Origin of the sequence: Cognatundibacterium oligocarboniphilum (assembly GCF_013377855.1) — a bacterium.
In the GTDB taxonomy this organism is placed as follows: domain Bacteria; phylum Pseudomonadota; class Gammaproteobacteria; order Burkholderiales; family Burkholderiaceae_D; genus Undibacterium; species Undibacterium oligocarboniphilum.
On the sequence record NZ_JABXYJ010000001.1, the window covers coordinates 184499 to 202941 of the forward strand.

The 18443-nt window shown below is 54.3% G+C and carries 16 protein-coding genes; 7 read left to right on the forward strand and 9 right to left on the reverse strand.

Annotated elements, in window-relative coordinates:
• Positions 1-141: 141 nt before the first annotated feature.
• The 3 genes from HV832_RS00915 to HV832_RS00925 all read right to left on the reverse strand — a co-directional run bounded on the left by HV832_RS00915 (position 142) and on the right by HV832_RS00925 (position 4783).
• Positions 142-2583 (reverse strand): TonB-dependent receptor plug domain-containing protein, encoded by a 2442-nt coding sequence (locus tag HV832_RS00915; protein WP_223827303.1) that lies wholly within the window; start codon positions 2581-2583, stop codon positions 142-144.
• 379 nt (positions 2584-2962) lie between these two features.
• The gene (locus HV832_RS00920; protein WP_176801670.1) at positions 2963-3916 is read right to left on the reverse strand and encodes an alpha/beta fold hydrolase; all 954 of its coding nucleotides are present in this window, start codon (positions 3914-3916) and stop codon (positions 2963-2965) included.
• Positions 3917-4018: 102 nt separating this feature from the next.
• On the reverse strand, positions 4019-4783 hold the full coding sequence (locus HV832_RS00925; protein ID WP_176801671.1) for a head GIN domain-containing protein: 765 nt from the start codon (positions 4781-4783) through the stop codon (positions 4019-4021).
• A gap of 263 nt (positions 4784-5046) precedes the next feature.
• On the opposite strand from HV832_RS00925, the gene HV832_RS00930 reads away from it, so the two are divergent.
• Complete coding sequence (locus HV832_RS00930) at positions 5047-6504, forward strand: catalase (protein WP_176801672.1); 1458 nt, start codon at positions 5047-5049, stop codon at positions 6502-6504.
• A gap of 252 nt (positions 6505-6756) precedes the next feature.
• On the forward strand, positions 6757-7167 hold the full coding sequence (locus tag HV832_RS00935; protein ID WP_176801673.1) for a hypothetical protein: 411 nt from the start codon (positions 6757-6759) through the stop codon (positions 7165-7167).
• A gap of 118 nt (positions 7168-7285) precedes the next feature.
• On the opposite strand, the gene HV832_RS00940 is transcribed toward HV832_RS00935, so the two are convergent.
• The 4 genes from HV832_RS00940 to HV832_RS00955 form a co-directional block, all read right to left on the reverse strand.
• Positions 7286-7510: a hypothetical protein gene (locus tag HV832_RS00940; RefSeq protein WP_176801674.1), complete on the reverse strand. Its 225-nt coding sequence runs from the start codon at positions 7508-7510 to the stop codon at positions 7286-7288.
• A gap of 229 nt (positions 7511-7739) precedes the next feature.
• Complete coding sequence (locus tag HV832_RS00945) at positions 7740-9035, reverse strand: acetyl-CoA hydrolase/transferase family protein (RefSeq protein WP_176802067.1); 1296 nt, start codon at positions 9033-9035, stop codon at positions 7740-7742.
• Positions 9036-9215: 180 nt separating this feature from the next.
• Complete coding sequence (locus tag HV832_RS00950; protein ID WP_176801675.1) at positions 9216-10604, reverse strand: sensor histidine kinase; 1389 nt, start codon at positions 10602-10604, stop codon at positions 9216-9218.
• On the reverse strand, positions 10588-11262 hold the full coding sequence (locus HV832_RS00955; protein ID WP_176801676.1) for a response regulator: 675 nt from the start codon (positions 11260-11262) through the stop codon (positions 10588-10590). Before HV832_RS00955 ends, HV832_RS00950 begins: the two co-directional genes overlap by 17 nt.
• A gap of 182 nt (positions 11263-11444) precedes the next feature.
• Between HV832_RS00955 and HV832_RS00960 the strand changes: the two genes are divergently transcribed.
• The 5 genes from HV832_RS00960 (at position 11445) to HV832_RS00980 (ending at position 16404) form a co-directional block, all read left to right on the forward strand.
• A complete protein-coding gene (locus HV832_RS00960) occupies positions 11445-12764 on the forward strand; it encodes a porin (RefSeq protein ID WP_223827302.1) in 1320 nt (439 codons plus the stop codon).
• A gap of 152 nt (positions 12765-12916) precedes the next feature.
• Entirely contained in the window at positions 12917-13933 is a 1017-nt protein-coding gene (locus tag HV832_RS00965) for an ABC transporter substrate-binding protein (protein ID WP_176801677.1), read from the forward strand.
• Entirely contained in the window at positions 13933-14709 is a 777-nt protein-coding gene (locus HV832_RS00970) for an ABC transporter ATP-binding protein (protein WP_176801678.1), read from the forward strand. The genes HV832_RS00965 and HV832_RS00970 overlap by 1 nt, the downstream gene beginning before the upstream one ends.
• A 13-nt stretch (positions 14710-14722) precedes the next feature.
• Positions 14723-15589: an ABC transporter permease gene (locus tag HV832_RS00975; protein WP_176801679.1), complete on the forward strand. Its 867-nt coding sequence runs from the start codon at positions 14723-14725 to the stop codon at positions 15587-15589.
• Between the two features lie 203 nt (positions 15590-15792).
• Positions 15793-16404, forward strand: coding sequence for a glutathione S-transferase family protein (locus HV832_RS00980; RefSeq protein ID WP_176801680.1), 612 nt, complete (start codon positions 15793-15795; stop codon positions 16402-16404).
• Between the two features lie 57 nt (positions 16405-16461).
• On the opposite strand, the gene HV832_RS00985 is transcribed toward HV832_RS00980, so the two are convergent.
• Complete coding sequence (locus HV832_RS00985; protein WP_176801681.1) at positions 16462-16839, reverse strand: DUF423 domain-containing protein; 378 nt, start codon at positions 16837-16839, stop codon at positions 16462-16464.
• Positions 16836-18311, reverse strand: a complete 1476-nt coding sequence (locus tag HV832_RS00990) for a peptide MFS transporter (protein ID WP_176801682.1) — start codon at positions 18309-18311, stop codon at positions 16836-16838. The genes HV832_RS00985 and HV832_RS00990 overlap by 4 nt, the downstream gene beginning before the upstream one ends.
• Positions 18312-18443: the final 132 nt, after the last annotated feature.

Below are 18443 nucleotides of genomic sequence, written 5' to 3' on the forward strand. Positions count from 1 at the left end.
TATACTGGGAGGGAGTATATTTAAACGCCTTTTTTTACGCTGACAATCAGCCTCTTTTTACACATACTCCCCAGATTTTTTATTTCACTCCGAAAAAACCGGGTAATACAGCCGGTTTTTCCGGTTGCGCCGGTCACGCCATTACCAGGCGTAGGCGGCTCTGGCATAGACATAGCGGCCATTGAAACCATAAGGTGAGAAGGTACTGTAAGGCAGCGTGCCACCGGTATTCAGATTGCCGCTGGAGGTAACCTGATCAGGGTACTGGTCGGTCAGATTATCCACACCGGCTGACAAAGTCCAGCGCCCGGTACGGTAGCTGACCGCCGCGTCAAACACTATATTCGCGCCGTAGGTCTGATCCAGTGCAGGGTTATTCTGCGGCGAAACAAAACTGCCGTAACGCGTCGCCTGCAGATGTGTCAGCCATGAGCCGCTACTGTAATCGCTCCCCAGCGTCAGCTTGTCTTTGGGACTGGCAACGGTGGTGCGCAGAATCGTCTGACGATCAATCAGAAGCAGGTTATTCTGCGCCAGCACCACCGGATTTGCTGTTACGTGGCTGACCGACGTGTCATTGTGGTTATAGCCGAGCGTAAGACCAAGCTTGCCGCCGCCGGACAGATTCAGCTGATAAGTGCCGACAACATCAACGCCGCGGGTGCTGGTATCAAGCGCATTGGTGAAGTAACGGGCGGCACCGACCAGCACGCCCTGCTGCGCCAGCACGCTTTGCAGGCTGGCTGGCAAAATCAGGTTACCGGAGTACAGAATCCGGTTATCGATATCGATCTGATAGGTATCAACGCTGAATGACAGGTTCTGGCGAGGCTGCCAGACCGCGCCAATGCTATAGTTACGTGATTTTTCCGCTTCCAGCGGCTTGGCGCCCAACGCTTTGGCGGCAGCCGTGGCGACACCGAATGTACCGGTATCAACCAGTTGCGAGGTACCGTTAATGGTAATCAGATTGGTGGTGGAAATTGTATAGCCTTGCTGCGCCAGCGACGGTGCGCGGAAGCCGTTGGACGCGGCTGCACGCAGGGCGAACTGTTCCGACAGCGCATAGCGGGCGGATAATTTACCCGCCGTCACACTACCGAAATCGCTGTAGTTTTCATGCCGCAAAGCAAATGAACTGCTGAACTGGCGACTGAATTCCGCTTCCACATTGGCATACACCGATGCGCTGTGACGCTGGCTGCTGCCGGCATTCGACGGCTGAAACCCGGCAAAACCCTGTGCGCCGCTGCCGAAATAGGAATTCGGCTCACCGGCACCGATGTCATACTGATCGCGCCGGTATTCCGCCCCCAGCGCCAGCGTCAGCGGATTCGTCAGACCGGCCACGTCGAGCTCTCGCGCCAGATCCAGGTTAGCAACCGTCAAGGTGTTTTTCAGCTTGCCTGCATAAAAACGGGTCGGACTCGCAGCGCCCAGGCTCAGGTTCACGCTGTTGTTGACATCGAGACTGAATTCGCTGGAACCGTAATTCAGGCTGGCATCCCAGCGCCAGCTGTCGCTCTTTCCACGGATACCGACCACGGTGGACACATCGGTATTCATAGCAGCTTCGTTCGGTAAAAACCCTTGCGGATACAAAGGCGTGCGCAGCTTGGTACTGCTGGTATAGGCGGTGCGCCAGGTTGCCGCGGCATCAGTATTGCGGCGGCTGAACTGGGCAAAGCCATACAACTCCAGCGCACCGGAAATCGGCAGCGCCGCGTTCAATCCCAGATTGGTCTGGCGTAATTCCGGATCACCCTGCTTCTGATTCACACGACCGTACAAGGGCTCTGCCGGATTACGGAAATCCGCACCGGCGCGGTTAGTCTCACCCTGATGCTTCTGCTCTGCCGTCAAACGTACCCAGCCGCCGTTGTCCAGTACCGTGCCGGTATTGACGCTGAACGTTTCCTGCCGGCCGTCTCCCTTGCTGTACTGGCCGCCGCCCAGCTGTATCTCACTACCCTCCGCTCCTCTTTTCAGGATGATGTTAATCACACCGGCAATCGCATCCGAACCGTATTGCGCAGCGGCACCGTCACGCAGGACTTCGATACGTTCAATCGCCGATACCGGGATCGTGTTCAGATCAGCCGGAGCAGATCCGCGGCCGGCCGTGCCATTCACGTTCACCACCGCACTGGTGTGCCAGCGTTTGCCATTCACCAGTACCAGCGTCTGATCGGGCGAGAGCCCGCGCAGCTGCGCGGGACGCGCCGATGAAGTGCCGTCGGCAATCGCCGGGCGCGGAAAATTCAGCGACGGCAGCAGGCGGCTCAGCGCCGTACCCAGTTCGCTGCTGCCGGTTGCCTGCAGGTCCTTACTGCTCAGGACATCAATCGGCGCCTCCGAATCGGATACTGTGCGGCGGGTACTGCGGGTGCCGGTCACAATCACATTCTGTGCTTCAGGTAATGTCGTATCGGCCTGAGTCTGAGCCTGAACCGGGGTAGTTAAAGTTTCCCCGGCCAGCAGCGCCGCTACTAACATCCCCAGCAAGGGGCGGGGAAACAGCACCGCGGGCGGCGTGGAGAATGTGGCGGAAAGTGTGCTGAACGGAGTCACATGCATGGTCATAGATTTCCCTTATTGATGTCTTCAGTGTGCTGACTGTGTTGCTATCTTCTGCAAACCAGCACCCGGACAGATGCCGGCAAAGCGGATTACGCAAATTCTGCGCCAGGAACGGCTTAATGGAAAATCATCATACGTGGAGACTTCCTGCGGTAACAACGAAGTTTTTTACCTAAATACATATCAAAAATTGTATATAAAAAAAACGATCCAGCTTGTACCAGAGGAAACAACAGCGAAGCACAGAGGGAAAAATACAGAAAAAGAAGCAAAGCAAGCGGCAGGTGACAGTGCAAAAACGCAGCACCGCATGCCCATTGTCAATCTTCAGACGCCGGCATGTGTTTCTGGCATGCCACAGCAGGCGTCATTCAGCCGGAATTCATTGCAGGAAAATCCTGACCGCCGCCAGCGTGACCACCGGGCCCTCCTCTTGCGGCACGTGTCCAAGTTCATCGAACATAATCAGCTTGCTGCCGCTGATTTCCTGCTGAAATCGCAGCGCATTGTCCGGTGGAATCAGCCTGTCTTTGCCGCCCCACAGAATCAGGGTAGGGACATGAATCTGCCGGATCTGCTCCACATCACCGCCGGTATTGAGCTGACTGAGGCGCTGGCGCAAAGCCCGGCGATTGCCGGCACGCAGCAACATTGCTTCGTAACGGTCGACCAGCGCAGATGTGACTTTTTCCGGGTTGCCAAACACATCGCGCACACTGCGCTCAATGACTACGCGCGGCAGACAGTAATCCATCAGCCAGGCCAGCGCCGGTATACGGGCAATACGGAATCCCGGCGGCACCGATAGCGGGGTCAACGGATAGCCTGCGGCATCGACCAGAATCAGTTTTTCCACCCGTTGCGGGGCAGCGGCAGCCACCTGCCAGGCAATCTCACCACCAAGCGAATTACCGCCCAGAATCACCCGCTTCAGATGCAGCGCATCCATCAGGCTCAGAATGAAACGGGTATAGACTGTATCGCTGTAATCGCCATCGGCATTCGGCCCGGTCAAACCAAAGCCCGGCAAATCCATCGTAATGACGCGGTGCTCGCTTTTGAGTCCGGCTACCCAGGGTTCCCAGGTATGCAGGCTCGATGATGTGCCGTGGATCAGCAGCACCGGCACCGGATCCTGCTGCCAGCCTTCGTCCCGCACATGCACGGATTGCCCCTGCAGCTGGATGAATTGTGAAGGCGGCGGCGCCCATTTCGGCTTCAGCTCTTCCACACTTTTGTCCGGCGCCCAGACCAGCGCCAGCGTCAGGAACAGCCCCCCCATCAGCAACATCAGCAAACACAGCAGGATCAGGGAAAGTCTTGGACGCAAACGCATGGTTCAGAAACACAGGTGAATCTTGGGAAAGCCAGAATTATAGGGTGGAGACAGCGCCTGCGGACAATTTTCTGCCGGAACAGCGCTGTCCTTGCCGGAGATTTACTGCGGCGCAATGCCCAGCGACTGGAATTTTCCGGAGCCGCCGATGGTTTTACTGATTTTCGGGTCACCGTAATACTGCACCTCGCCCGAACCACCGATCGTCACGTCCAGCCGGTTTTTAGCCCAGGTCTGCACATAGCCCGAACCACCGATCCGCAGACTGACGTCGCTGGCTTCCAGCCGCCCCATTTGCAGTGCACCGGAGCCGCCGATTTTTCCGTGGATCACCGGCACCGTACCGGATGCATCGAAATGGCCGCTGCCGCCGATATCAATGTCCAGCGCTTCGGCATGCAGCTCCGGCAGTTGCACGTTACCGGAACCGCTGATCGCCACATGCAGCCCCGGTGTCTGCAGGTGCTCGGCATGTACTTTGCCCCAACCCGAAATCTTCAGCTCTGCCAGATTTTTCAGGTACACCGTAATGCGCAGCTGTTTGCTGTACGGAATACTGTTTTTCAGGGCCGGACGAATCTGCAAGGTTCCGTGATCCACCACCACTTCGATCAGGTTAAGCAGATTGTCATCGGCCTCGATCTCGGCATGTTCGCTGTCTCCCTGCCGCAGTTCGATCTGTGCCGGCAGGCTGATATCGACTTCATTAAAAGCATCCAGATTCTTACTCTTCTTTTGCAGCTTGCCCGATCCGGCTACCGTTTTCACCCTGCCGAAAAAATCAAACCAGCCAGCTTGTGCCGGAGCGCTGGACATCATCAGTAACACACAACTGAGGCAGACAGGACGGATCAGGGTAGGCAACATGACACACTCTGCAAGGATATAAGATATGCGGAGTGTAACAAGGCGTCACGGCTTGTGGGCAACAAATGCCGATTAAATTTCCGCCTGTGCCCTGATTGCTGCACGAATCATGAAATGCACCGCTGCTGCAGCGTTTATTGTTATTTAGAAATAACTATCGACAATATAAATTCAATCAAATTGATCAATAATTTTTCTTGTCCTATACTGTGTCACACTACCGTTTTTCCCCCACATCACTTCTGATATCGAAAGGAAACCGTATGACACCCACACTCACTACCGCTTCCGGCATTCCTGTTGCAGACAACCAGAATTCCATCAGTGCCGGCGAACGCGGGCCACTCTTGCTGCAAGATTTTCATCTGATTGAAAAACTTCAACACTTCAACCGGGAACGGATCCCAGAACGGGTAGTCCATGCAAAAGGCTCGGGTGCTTATGGCAGTTTCACCGTCACACACGATATCAGCCGCTATACCAAGGCAAAATTATTCAGCCAGATCGGCAAACACACTGAAGTTTTCGTACGTTTTTCCACCGTCGGCGGAGAACGCGGCAGCGCCGATACCGAGCGCGATCCGCGCGGCTTTGCCGTGAAATTTTATACGGAAGAAGGCAACTGGGATCTGGTCGGTAACAACACCCCGATGTTCTTCATCAAAGACCCGATCAAGTTTCCTGATTTTGTACACACTCAAAAACGCGATCCGCAAACCAATCTGAAATCCCCTGAAATGATGTTTGATTTCTGGAGCAAGGCACCGGAAAGCCTGCACCAGGTCACCATGCTGTTTTCTGATCGCGGCACACCTGACGGCTATCGTCACATGGATGGTTTTGGCAGCCATACCTTCAGCCTGATCAATGCCAATGGCGACAAAGTATTCGTCAAATGGCATCTGCGAACCCTGCAAGGGATTAAAAACCTGTCGGCGGCAGATGCCGTCCGGATTGCAGGCAGCGATCCGGACTATGCGCAGCGCGACTTATTCCAGGCGATTGCCAAAAAAGATTTCCCGCGCTGGGAAATGCGGATCCAAGTCGCGACAGAACAACAATTGAAAGACTGGGAAGCGCGCACCGGATGGAATCCTTTTGATCTGACCAAGGTCTGGCCACATGCAGATTTTCCACTGCATCCCGTCGGCATCCTGGAGCTGAATCGCAATCCGGACAATTACCATGCTGAAGTCGAACAGGTCGCATTTTCACCTGCCAACGTGGTTCCCGGCATGGGCTATTCACCGGACAAAATGCTGCAAGGCCGCCTGTTCGCTTATCACGATGCGCAGTTGTACCGGGTTGGCACAAATCACCAGCACCTGCCGGTGAATGCGCCACGCTGCCCATTTCACAACCAGCAACGCGATGGCAGTATGGCGATACACAATGACGGCGCGGCGTCCAACTACGCCACCGTGGAGGCACAGGGCAGCGCCCCTGCCGGACTGGGGCATGGCGACTCCGGCTGGCCCCTGCACGGACAAACCGGACGTTATGACGGACGTGGAAAGGAAGACGATTTCACACAAGCCGGTAACCTGTTCCGTCTGCTGTCCGCACAGAGTAAGCAGAACCTGTTCGACAATCTGGCAGCGCCCTTGTCACAGGTCAGCCGGGACGTCCGCCAGCGCCAACTGAACTTGTTTGAGCAAGCTGATCCGGCCTACGCCGCAGGAGTCAGAGCCGCCCTGCAACGGCGCGGTATCACCGATTGAACACTGCTCAATCGCGACTGCCGGGCGGCGCTATGCTACCCGGCAGTCGCACTTCGGGTTCCTCCTCACGGGCAGCTACTGCGTTTTAACACTTGTTACAAACATAGTTACGCTTCTACACAGCGTTACACATCCGCTGTACTGCCTGTCATCGTGATGCTCAGGTACCGCGTTATCAGACACAGAGACAACATGATGTCTCAAAAAAAAATCACCGATTCCAACCTACCCGCTGAAACAAAGGACCAGATCATGAAAACCAAATTTATTCTCGCTGCTATCGCTACCGTTTTTTCGGTTGGTGCATTCGCCCAGACTCCGGCCAGCAGCACTGCCGTGAATCAGGTAAAACAGGACAACAAGGAAATCCGTCAGGAAAACCGTGAAATCCGTCACGATAAACGCGACATTTCTCAGGACAAAAAAGAAATCGGACAAGACCGCAAAGCACGCAATGCCGATCAACGCGCTGAAGATGCCGATATCAAAAAAGGCGACATGACCGATGCGCAAAAAATGGAAAAACGCCGCGAACACGAACAGCGCGAAATCAACAAGGAAAAACGCGATCTGAACAAAGACCGCAAAGATTTACGCCATGACCGTCACGAACGCAATGCCGACGTTAAAGAACGTAATCATGATGCAGCGAAAATCAAGTAATCCGGCAGCTTGTTTTACTCCTGCTTAGCAGAGACGAACAGCAGCTCACAAAAAATGGCCTGTGCAAGCAGGCCATTTTTAATTGGGCTTCAACATTATCCCACTGCGAATCTTCGGCTTATCTCCGGTTACCCGCAGCAGGAGGCAATTTCTTGTCCTGCGGGTCGGCTCCCTCTTTTTTCTGCCCGGATAAGGCTTTCACAGTAACAACTTTACCAGCTCCTTTGCATGGACTGTCTGACCAGACGGTGCGGCCATCCACTTCACATTTAAATACCGGAGTCTGTGCTGCAACCAGCAATGGCAACAGCAGCAGGGCTGCCAGTGTACATGAAAATTTCATAAGCATTTTATTGGCAATTTAAAATGCCATTATGGCACTATCAGATGAGTTTTAATGAAATTTTGCTCATTTTTTATCTGCATACCAATTCTAAATTCCTGGCGATAGAACATCATAGGAAGACTCGCCCAAAGAGCCGATAGCATACATGCGCGATGAAACAACATGAGCTTACTCATGGTGCCGCCTTAATTTTGTAGAAAAATCCGGCCAGCCCGGCCGGATTGTTTTACATCAGTTGCAGCCGTTTTGCCTCTGCCGTCAACTCCGCCCTGAAATCCGGGTGCGCAATGGCAATCAATTCCTGAACCCGCTGTTTGGCAGATTTTCCGCGCAGCTGCGCCACACCGTATTCGGTCACGACGTAATTGATATCGTTTTTTCCGGTCGTCACGTGAGTGCCTGGCGTCAGGGTTGGCACGATGCGGCTGATGCTGTCATTCCTGGCTGTGGAAGGCAACACGATAAATGCCTTGCCGTCCCGGGAACGGTTGGCGGCCCGCACAAAATCCACCTGTCCGCCAGTGCCGGAATACGGCAGATGCCCCAGACTTTCCGAGCCGCACTGACCGAGCAGATCAATCTGCAACGTGGCATTAATCGCGACCAGCTTATCGTTTCTGGCTGCCAGGCAGGGGTCATTGGTGAAATCAACCGGGTGCATTTCCAGTGCAGGATTTCTGTGCATGAACTGGTACAGTTTTCTGGAGCCGAGCGCAAACGTTGCGATCATTTTGCCGGGCAAATAATTTTTCTTGCGATTGGTGACTGTGCCGCTTTCCACCAGAGTCAGGATGCCATCGCCGATCATTTCGGTATGCACGCCAAGGTCGTGCTTATTGGTCAGTTGCATGACGACGGCATCGGGAATACCGCCATATCCGATCTGCAACGTAGAACCATCATCAATCATATCCGCCACGTATTTGCCAATTGCCTCCTGTACCGGGCCGATGACCGGCAAGCCCACTTCCGCAACGGCGTCACTGTTTTCAATCAGAGCGCTGACCTGAGAAATATGCACATGGCACTGACCGTTGGCGAACGGTACATTCGGATTGACTTCGAGGATCACGGCACGTGCCCTGGCAATCGCTGCCATGGTGTAATCTGCGGCCAGGCTGAGTGCAAAATAGCCGTGCTCATCCATCGGCGAGGCCAGCGCAAACACCACATCGGAAGGAATCAGGCCGCGCTCAATCAGCATCGGCATTTCGGAAAAATAACTCGGGATGAAATCGGTCTGTCCACACTGGCCACCGGCACGGGAAGCAGCGCCAAAAAAGAAAGCCACATGCCGCACATGGGCTGCGGTATCCGGATCGAAATAGCCGTATTTCCGGACTGCCAGAATCTGCGCGACCTTGACATCCTGAAACTGCCGGCGCTGCTCCGATAAGGCCGTCAGTAAAGCCGGCGGTTCGCCGACGCCGGTAGGTACAATGATGAAATCACCATTCCGGATTTCTTGCAAAGCTTCCTCCGCTGTACGGAGTTTCTGGCGGTACAGTTCCTGGGCGGACATCATGATTATTGTTCTTCCATACAAATGAATACAGGCAAATCAACATTTCACTCAGATGGTAAGGCCAGAGCAGCAAAAGCGCAGTCATGCAAATGACATTTGCAACGCGTGTCCGTATCTTGTCTGATGCAGATCAAACGACATCCTGGTGCGGGAAATGGCGATGCCGGCCGCTCAGGTTTACGCAGCAGGAAAACGCACTTCGACCAGCAATCCCTGACCACCTGCCGGTGTCTTGAGGATAATTGCGGCACCCAGCACTTCGCAGATTTCCCTGACAATCGCCAGCCCCAGCCCGGAACTGTTGGGTTTGGCAGGATTCAGACGATAAAAGCGCCCAAAAACTTTTTCACGTTCCGCTTCGGGAATCCCAGGCCCGGTATCTTCCACCTGCAACACGGAGTCCCCATTGTCTGACAGCAGATTCACGGTCACGCTTCCCGCGGCCTGCATATGTTCGATGGCGTTATCGATCAGATTGAACACCAGTTCACGCAGCAGCGTGGCGGAGCCCTGGATCAGGAGATGTTCATCCAGCACATCGATACCGAGATCAATATTTTTCTGGTGCGCCAGCGGAGCCAGTTCTTCTATCGCAGTCTGGATAATTTCAGCAAAACCGACCGCCACAAAATTCTGCTGCACCTGCCGGTTCTGCTCCACAGCAGCCAGAATCAGCATTTGGTTAATCACTTTGGTAGAGCGGACTACCGTTTTCTGAATCGCCTGCAGCAAATCTTTTTGCTGTGCATCCATTTCCGGCTGACGCATACCGAAATTAATCTGTGAAGTAATGATGGCAAAGGAAGTCCTGAGCTGGTGCGCGGTATTGGCGACAAAGGTTTCGTACGATACCAGCGTCTGATTCAGACGAAACACATAATTATTCAACGCGGCAATCACCGGACGCAACTCGCTGGGCGCCTGATTTTCATCCACCTGCTCCAGCAGACCCGGCTGACGGCGCGACAGGCTCTCTCCGAAGCGGATCAGCGGGGCAAGCGTCCAGCCAAATGCGATGAACAGACCAACGGTGACGATCACAACCAGAATGAATTTTTCGCGGATCGCCAGAAAAAACAGCTGCTCCCTGAACGCATGATGTCCCTGCAGCGTCTGCGCCACCTGCGTCACGGCAAACTCACTGGGGTTGGCACTCGGAATCGCATGGGCATAGGCAATCACCCGCACCGGTTCGCCGCGTACTGTGGCGAGGAAATAACGTTCCTGTTCGACACCCAGCGTCGGAGCCTGATTACCGAGCTCTTCGTCACCCGCGATCAGCTGCCCGCTTTTACTGCGCACGGAATAAAAAACGTGATCCTGATACTGGTTTGCAAACAGTTCAAATGCAGCGGGCGGAATACTGATTTCATAGCCATCTTCCTGTGCCACCAGCTGTTCAGCAATGATACGCGCAGAGCCTTTGAGCAATTGTTCCTGCACCAGCGTGGCAATATGTCCGGTTGCCCGGTAAGTGAAATACAGGTCGATGGCAGAGATCAGTAAAGTCGGTAAAAACACCCACAGGATCAGTCTGCTTTTCAGGCTTTTATTCAGGGGCAACATAAGTCAGCATGTATCCTAGGCCGCGCAGGGTGATGATCTGCGCTCCGGAAGTTTCAATTTTTTTTCTGAGCCGCAAAATGTAGATTTCCAGCGCCTTCGGCGTCACAGTATCGTTCAGGGTGAACAGGCCATCGGTCAGCTCTTTTTTGGAAACGGTTTTTCCTGCCTTACGGATCAGCGCTTCGAGCACTGCATGTTCACGCGGCGTCAGGCTCAGTACATGACCGTAGCTGAAAAACTGCTTGGAATTGCTGTCGTACATGATGCCGCCGCATGTCATCACCGGATTGATCTGGCCGCTGGAACGGCGTAGCAATGAGCGTAATCTGGCTTCTAACTCCTGAATATCAAAGGGCTTGGCAAGGTAGTCATCCGCGCCCAGGTTCAGATGTTCAATCACATCAGCCAGGGAATCGAGTGCACTGATAATCAGCACCGGCACTGCGTTATTTTTGGAGCGCAGGTTTTTCAGCACGGCCTGCCCCTGAATGCCCGGCAAGGTCAGATCCAGCAAAATTGCATCATAGGTCTGCGTCCGCAGCAGATGAATCGCATCTTCTCCGCTCTGGGCCTGCTCGATCGCATAGCCTGACTGCGTTAACAGGCGCGTCAGCCAGGAGGATAGTTCGCGGTTGTCTTCAACTAAAAGTATCTTCATACGCCGAAGGCTAAAGGATTTTCAGGCGCGGCAAAACAAGAAGCGGCGCCGCGTTACATTTCTCCAACACATGCCGGACTGTAGGCTGATTGAAGGTTTCACCTGATTACAGTGCGCTGGTGCACACATAAAAAACACCAAACAGTGCTGCATACACTTTCTACAATCATGGAGACAAAGCAATGAAAAAGAAATTAGTGGCATTGGCCATTATGGCCGTGTTCGGCTCTGCAGCGCAGGCGCAATCGGTGCAGGAATTGCAACAGGCTTTGATTCAGGCACAAAAAGCCGCCGCCGAAGCCCAGAAAGCAGCACAACAGGCACAAGATGCCCTCATGCAAATTCAGCAGGCGACCGCCGAAGCCAGACAAAAAGTCGCCGAAGCTGAAAAAATCAAAGGTGAAGTATCGCAGAATGCCGGTGAAGGTCTGGTGTATAAACACGGCGACGACAGCGTCCGTCTGTATGGCCTGATCGATCTCAGCATGAGCAATAAATCCAATGCCGACAAAGCTGGCAGTACACAAAAAGATATGTCGGTCGCCTGGTTCAGCGGCAACCGCTGGGGTATCGAGGGGGAACACGGTCTGAAAGGCACCGATGGCCTGAAAGCGATTTTCAAACTCGAAAGCGAATATGAACTGCCTACCGGCAGCATGGATACGCCAGGTGTGTTGTTTAACCGCGATGCCTGGCTGGGTGTGGAAAGCGAATCGCTCGGCAAGCTGACATTTGGCCGCCAGAACACGCTGGCACGCGAATTTTCCAAAATATATGGCGATCCGTATGGCTCAGCCGGTGTGACGCTGGAAGAAGGCGGCTATACCAATAACAACGACTTCAAACAACTGATCTTCTACTCCGGCAGCGCTACCGGCACACGCTATGATAAAGGCATTGTCTGGAAGAAAAAAATCGGCGAGTTCGTGGCTGGTGTCGGCTATCAGGTCGGCGGCAATCCCGGTGACAATTCCACCGGCACCACGAAAGCTGTTGGTGTCGCCTATAACGGCGGTATGACCAATGTTTCCGCCTTCTATAACACAGCCAATGTGAATGGCTACACCCACACCTCCTACTCGCTCGGCGGCAACGTCACAGTGGGCATGGTGCGCCTGAATGCCGGTTACTTCAACTACACCGCCGATCAGCCGCTGGCACTGGGTAACCGCAGCGACAAGGCCTACACCGTATCTGCCCGTTTTGCACCGGGCGGCGCATTTGATTACGAACTCGGCTGGCAAACCATGAATGCCACGAATGCGGCGGTCAACGGCAGTCATTACGTGCTGAATGCGTTTGCCAATACCGGCAATGCCACCGCGACGGCAACCGGCAAGCGCAAAACCTGGTACGGCTCGGTGTTCTACCATTTCGACAAACGCACCGAACTGTATCTCGCATTTGACCGTCTGAGCACAGATGGTACGTACCTGGCAGCACAGGCCAACGGATTCACCTCGCAGAATGAGCTGGCCGCAGGGATGCGTTTCAAATTCTGAGAAAATCCTGATCTGACCTGAACAAGCCGGCATATCGGCATTAAGATAGAAGCTGCTATTTGCAACCTGCTCTTTGCAGCCTCTGTCCCTTCATGCCGGCCCGCACGCGGACATTGTCTGGTACAGACCACTCACACCATACGGAGACCCTCATGCAATCCACGATCAAACCATTGCTGCGCCCCATGTTCCAATCCATCGCTGCGGCACTGTTGCTGACAGCCAGCGTGCATGCCGCTGCGGCCGACAAGATCACCATCATGGTCGGCGGTATCGAAAAACAGATTTACCTGCCGGCGAAACTGGCTGAACAATTAGGCTATCTGAAAGAAACCGGACTCGATATTGAACTGCTCAGCGAACCCGCCGGCGTCAATGCTGAAACAGAAATGCTGTCCGGCGCAGCGCAGGGCGTGGTCGGATTTTACGATCACACCATCGACCTGCAGGCACGCGGCAAACTGGTACAGTCTGTCGTCCAATTCAGCGAAGCACCCGGCGAAGTCATCCTGGTATCCAAGACCGCAAAAAATATCCAGTCTCCGGCTGATTTCAAAGGTAAGACGCTGGGCGTCACCGGCCTGGGTTCGTCCACCAACTTCCTGACGCAATATCTGGCTGCCAAAGCCGGTGTCAAAAACAGCGAATTCACCACCCTGCCGGTTGGCGCCGGTTCCACCTTCATTGCAGCAATGGCACAGGGGAAAATCGACGCCGGCATGACGACTGAGCCGACCATCTCCCGCCTCACCAGCAGCGGTGCGGCATCGATCCTGGTCGATCTGCGCTCCGTCAAAAGCACCGAGGCGGCACTGGGCGGCGCCTATCCTGCTGCCTGTCTGTACATGCCGACTGCCTGGGTGAATTCGCACAAGGAACAGGTTCAGAAAATCGTCACGGCGTTTGTCAAAACCCTGCGTTATATCAAGACCCACAGCGCAAAAGAGATCGCCGACAAAATGCCGGCTGACTATTATGCGTCCAACAAGCAGATGTACATCGACGCCCTCGACGGCAGCAAACAGATGTTTACTGCGGATGGTGTGATGCCGGAAAACGGCCCGGCGACTGTGCTGAAAGTATTAAATGGTTTTGATAAGGCGGTGCAGGGTAAATCCATCAATCTGACCAACACCTATACGACCGAGTTTGTGAAAGCAGTGAAATAATGAAAAATGTTGCGATTGAAATGAAACATGTCAGTCGGAAATTTGTGAGTCCGACTGGCAAGATTACCCTGGCATTGCGTGACTTCAGCCTGACGGTGCACGAAGGCGATTTTATCGCCATCGTCGGCCCGACAGGCTGCGGCAAGTCCACCACGCTGGGCATGATTACCGGGCTCAATCCGCCTTCCTCCGGCAGCGTAAAGGTATTTGGAAAATCGGTGCAGGGCATTGATCCGAACATCGGTTTCGTGTTTCAGGCGGATGCGGTTTTTCCGTGGAAAAGCGTCATCGACAATGTCGCCATCGGCCCGATATTTCGCGGCACGGACCCGAAAATCGCCAATGACATGGCGGCAGACTGGATTCGCCGGGTCGGGCTGTCAGGCTTTGAACATCACTATCCGCATCAGCTGTCCGGCGGTATGCGAAAGCGGGTGGCGCTGGCGCAAACCTTCATCAACGAACCAAAAATTCTGCTGATGGACGAACCTTTTTCAGCACTGGACGTGCAGACCCGTGCGCTGATGCAGGAAGAACTGCTGGGACTATGGTCGGAAAAGAAAGCCTCAGTGATTTTTGTCACCCACGACATTGAAGAAGCCATTGCGCTGGCTGATCGCGTGATTGTCCTTTCCAAAGGTCCTGGCTCCGTCAAGAGCAGTTATGAAATTCCGCTGGCACGGCCACGAGATATTTCTGAAGCGCGCTACAGCGATGAATTCGTTCATCTGTCCAAGCAGATCTGGTCAGATCTGAAAGATGAAGTTCAAATTTAATCTGGAATGAAGTATGAACAGCACAACACATCAACATACCCCGCCCATCGCCATCAGCGACGAAGAGCGCAAGGCGATGAGCGCGGCCCAACGGCATCATTATCTGGTAATTTTCTTACGCATCGCACTGGCAGTCGTGATGCTGGTGGCGTGGGAAACGGCAGTCGAAATCGGCTGGATCGATGCCTTTTTCTTTTCACGTCCGTCTGCCATCTATGAACAGCTCAGAATCTGGATCGTGGAAGGCACTGCACAAGGTCCGCTGTGGAGCGAATTGCTGGTCACCATGGAAGAAACCGTGCTCGGCTTTCTGATCGGCAGCGTGCTCGGCATTATCTGCGGCATTGCGCTTGGCAGGAATAAACTGGCTTCCGATGTTTTCAGCATTTACATCAAAATCGCTAACGCTATTCCGCGCGTAGTACTGGGGTCGATTTTCATCATCATGTTCGGTCTGGGCATGGGTTCCAAGATTGCGCTGGCTGTGGTCATGGTGTTTTTCGTCGTCTTCGGCAACGCTTTTCAGGGTGTGCGCGAAGCCGATAAAAATCTGATTGCGAATGCCTACATCCTGGGCGCCAGCAAACGTCAGGTCACTTTTTCCGTAGTCTTCCCGTCGGCGCTGAGCTGGATTCTGGCCAGCCTGCATGTCAGCTTCGGCTTCGCACTGGTCGGCGCGGTGGTCGGTGAATTTCTTGGCGCACGGCACGGTATTGGCCTGCTGATCGCCACTGCTCAGGGCACCTTCAATGCGGCGGGCGTGTTTGCGGCGATGATCGTGCTGGCAGTCGTGGCACTGGCGGCAGAATATCTGCTGACAGCCGCAGAGAACCGCCTGCTCAAATGGCGGCCTGCGCAATTTGTAGAAAAGGGGATGTGACATTCCGGCGAATGTCTTCAGCATGCCGTTGAGCGACGGCATGCTGCTGGCCATCAGGTGATCTGCCTGATGGCCTTTTTTCATAGCGTCATCACGGCCGTCGCAGGTCAGCACAGGGCCCTCAACACAAACCGTAAAAAGTGGGCATAATCGGGTTTCCTTTTCCCCCATGAATCCGATTGTTGACTGTTACGAGGCCCGCGATGATAGAAGTCCACCACCTGAAAGAATCCCGCTCACGCCGCATCACCTGGATGCTGGAAGAGCTGGGACAGCAATACCACGTCGTCAGCTATGACCGCGATGCCACCACCCGGCTGGCGCCGCCCGAATTAAAAAAAATCCATCCGCTCGGCAAAGCACCGGTACTGAAAGACAAGGATCTGGTGCTGATCGAGTCCGGCGCTATCGTGGAATATCTGATTGCCGAATACGGTCAGGGTAAGTTCATTCCTGCGCACGGCACCGCAGATTACTACCGTTATCTGCAATTCATGCACTATGCCGAAGGCTCAGCCATGCTGCCGCTGCTGCTGCGGCTGTATGTCGGACGCCTTGGCGAGGCAGGCGCGCCGCTGCACCCGCGGATCAACAGCGAAATCGCCAATCATCTCGGCTATCTGAATGCCGAACTGAACGGGCGGGATTATTTCGTTGGTAACGAACTGACTGGCGCAGACGTACAGCTGTCGTTTGTGATCCAGGCTGGTGTGCGCAATATCGGACGCGACACTTTCCCGAACCTGACCCGTTTTACCGATATGATAGAAGCACGTCCGGCCTACCAGCGTGCCGTGCAGAGAAGTGGCGAATAAGTTTTTCCTCAGCCTTGCGCAGTGCATCACCAACCCGGCATCGCAGCCGGGATGGTCTTATCGGCGCTGCCGGTAAGCGCACCACGCCAGCAAGGCCCAGCCCAGCAAAAAGGCGAGGCCGCCAAGCGGGGTGATTGCGCCGAGCAGCCGGACACCGGTCAGCGCCAGCGCATACAGGCTGCCGCTGAATACCACGATGCCTGACAACATCGCATATGCCGATTTTCTCAACAGTGCATCGTTCCATTGCTGCATTAAGATTCCCAGGGCCAGCAACGCCAGACCGTGCACCATCTGATAATGCACAGCGGTCTGCCAGACTGTCAGCATATCGGCGTCCAGCACGGTTTTCAAAGTATGCGCGCCGAACGCACCGGCAGCGACGGCCACCAGCATATTGAGCGCACTGGTCGCAATCAGGCTGGCCGCTTTCATGCCGCCTGCTCCTGTTCCGCTCCGTTGGTAATGAGCTTACGCAGGAAAGGAATCATCACCACCAGCACGATGCCGACCGCCATGCTGCCCCAGCCCAGCATCGAAAAAATATGATGGTAAGTCGGATTCGTGGCGCTCGCCATGCCCTCAGTCGCTTCCGGAATCATGCCGGAAAAATAGCTGGCTAAAATGGATGCAGTGCCGGTCATCAGCATCCAGCTGCCCATCATAATGCCCTGGTATTTGGCCGGCGCCAGCTTGCCGATCATGGCGTAGCCGACCGGAGAGATCAGCAACTCACCGATACTTTGCAGAATATAGCTGATGAAAATCCATTTGAATGCAACCAGACCATTTTGCGCCGCGAAACCGATTCCCAGCGGCAGTACCAGAAATCCAAGCGCAATCAGGATCAACGCGGCAGAGAACTGCACCGGAATATCAAAATTCAGGCCGCGCTTGCGCAATGCGGCGAATACAAAAGTCATCAGCGGACCGCCGATCATGATCACAAAACTGTTGATGTTCTGTATCCATTGCGGCGCGATTTCGGCCCCCCAGACAATGCGGTCGACATTATTCACTGCGAATAATTGCAAGCCCATCGGCGCCATCTGATACAGGGTCCAGAACACCAGCGAACCCAGCGTCAGCATCAGATACGCCGTCATATTGCGCCGTTCGCGCCGATCCTGATGCATCAGGGTCAGCGACAGCAGCACAATCCCGACCAGTACACTGATAATCAGCACCAGACTGCCTGTAGTACCCGCCTGATGCAGCATGAAATACACCACCGGCACCAATCCCACCAGAATCGCCAGCCCCACCGCCAGTCGCTTCCTGAACTCAGCAGGGCCAGCCTGCAGCAAAGGTGTGTTGAGATCAGAAATACGCTTCCAGTTAAACACTGCCAGCACGATTGCCATGAAATTCCCGATCGTCGCAAAGATAAACAGGCCCGGATAATTCTGCTGCAACTGAAAATGACCTGCTACGGTAAAGCCGATGAAAAAGCCGAGATTCATGCCTGCGTAATTCCACAAAAATGCGCTTTCGCGTCTTTCATCTTCCGGTTTGAAACGCTGGGTCAGCATCATATTGAGGCAAGTCACATTCAGACCACTACCGGTCAGGAACAGGCCCAGTCCCCAGTACAGCTGCTCGGTGCCGCCAAGCGAAATGATGCCGCAGCCAAGCACCTGCAATACCATGCCGCCGACAAACAGATTGCGGTTGCTGATGAAACGGCCGCCGAGATAGCCGCCGAACAAATGCAAGCCGTAGTTGAACGCGCCGAAGACGCCCATGATCGCCGTCGCATCGGCAACGCTGAAATGCAGTTTTTTCGTGGCGTACAGCACCAGTGTGGAATACAGCACGGCAAAACCGAGGGTGGCAAATATCTGGATAAAAAACAAGGCTGCCGAACCTTCCGGGATATGAGCGATTTTTTCTTTTAAACTGGACACAATGAACTCCTGTTAATGTGGCGTGCATTGTAAAGCACAGACCTGCCGGCACTGTGTCTTTATGTACTGCAGTGCAAAACGGCATGGTACGGCAAAACCTGGCGCACGCGCATTGGAATACGGGGATAAAAA

What these genes read in the sequence shown, in the direction of transcription:
- HV832_RS00965 (WP_176801677.1), top strand. Translation starts at nt 12,917, where the DNA reads ATGCAATCCACGATCAAACCATTGCTGCGCCCCATGTTCCAATCCATC.
- HV832_RS00960 (WP_223827302.1), top strand. Translation starts at nt 11,445, where the DNA reads ATGAAAAAGAAATTAGTGGCATTGGCCATTATGGCCGTGTTCGGCTCT.
- HV832_RS00985 (WP_176801681.1), bottom strand. Translation starts at nt 16,839, where the DNA reads ATGAAAGCGGCCAGCCTGATTGCGACCAGTGCGCTCAATATGCTGGTG.
- HV832_RS00980 (WP_176801680.1), top strand. Translation starts at nt 15,793, where the DNA reads ATGATAGAAGTCCACCACCTGAAAGAATCCCGCTCACGCCGCATCACC.
- HV832_RS00945 (WP_176802067.1), bottom strand. Translation starts at nt 9,035, where the DNA reads ATGTCCGCCCAGGAACTGTACCGCCAGAAACTCCGTACAGCGGAGGAA.
- HV832_RS00970 (WP_176801678.1), top strand. Translation starts at nt 13,933, where the DNA reads ATGAAAAATGTTGCGATTGAAATGAAACATGTCAGTCGGAAATTTGTG.
- HV832_RS00955 (WP_176801676.1), bottom strand. Translation starts at nt 11,262, where the DNA reads ATGAAGATACTTTTAGTTGAAGACAACCGCGAACTATCCTCCTGGCTG.
- HV832_RS00940 (WP_176801674.1), bottom strand. Translation starts at nt 7,510, where the DNA reads ATGAAATTTTCATGTACACTGGCAGCCCTGCTGCTGTTGCCATTGCTG.
- HV832_RS00930 (WP_176801672.1), top strand. Translation starts at nt 5,047, where the DNA reads ATGACACCCACACTCACTACCGCTTCCGGCATTCCTGTTGCAGACAAC.
- HV832_RS00950 (WP_176801675.1), bottom strand. Translation starts at nt 10,604, where the DNA reads ATGTTGCCCCTGAATAAAAGCCTGAAAAGCAGACTGATCCTGTGGGTG.
- HV832_RS00975 (WP_176801679.1), top strand. Translation starts at nt 14,723, where the DNA reads ATGAACAGCACAACACATCAACATACCCCGCCCATCGCCATCAGCGAC.
- HV832_RS00915 (WP_223827303.1), bottom strand. Translation starts at nt 2,583, where the DNA reads ATGACCATGCATGTGACTCCGTTCAGCACACTTTCCGCCACATTCTCC.
- HV832_RS00925 (WP_176801671.1), bottom strand. Translation starts at nt 4,783, where the DNA reads ATGTTGCCTACCCTGATCCGTCCTGTCTGCCTCAGTTGTGTGTTACTG.
- HV832_RS00935 (WP_176801673.1), top strand. Translation starts at nt 6,757, where the DNA reads ATGAAAACCAAATTTATTCTCGCTGCTATCGCTACCGTTTTTTCGGTT.
- HV832_RS00920 (WP_176801670.1), bottom strand. Translation starts at nt 3,916, where the DNA reads ATGCGTTTGCGTCCAAGACTTTCCCTGATCCTGCTGTGTTTGCTGATG.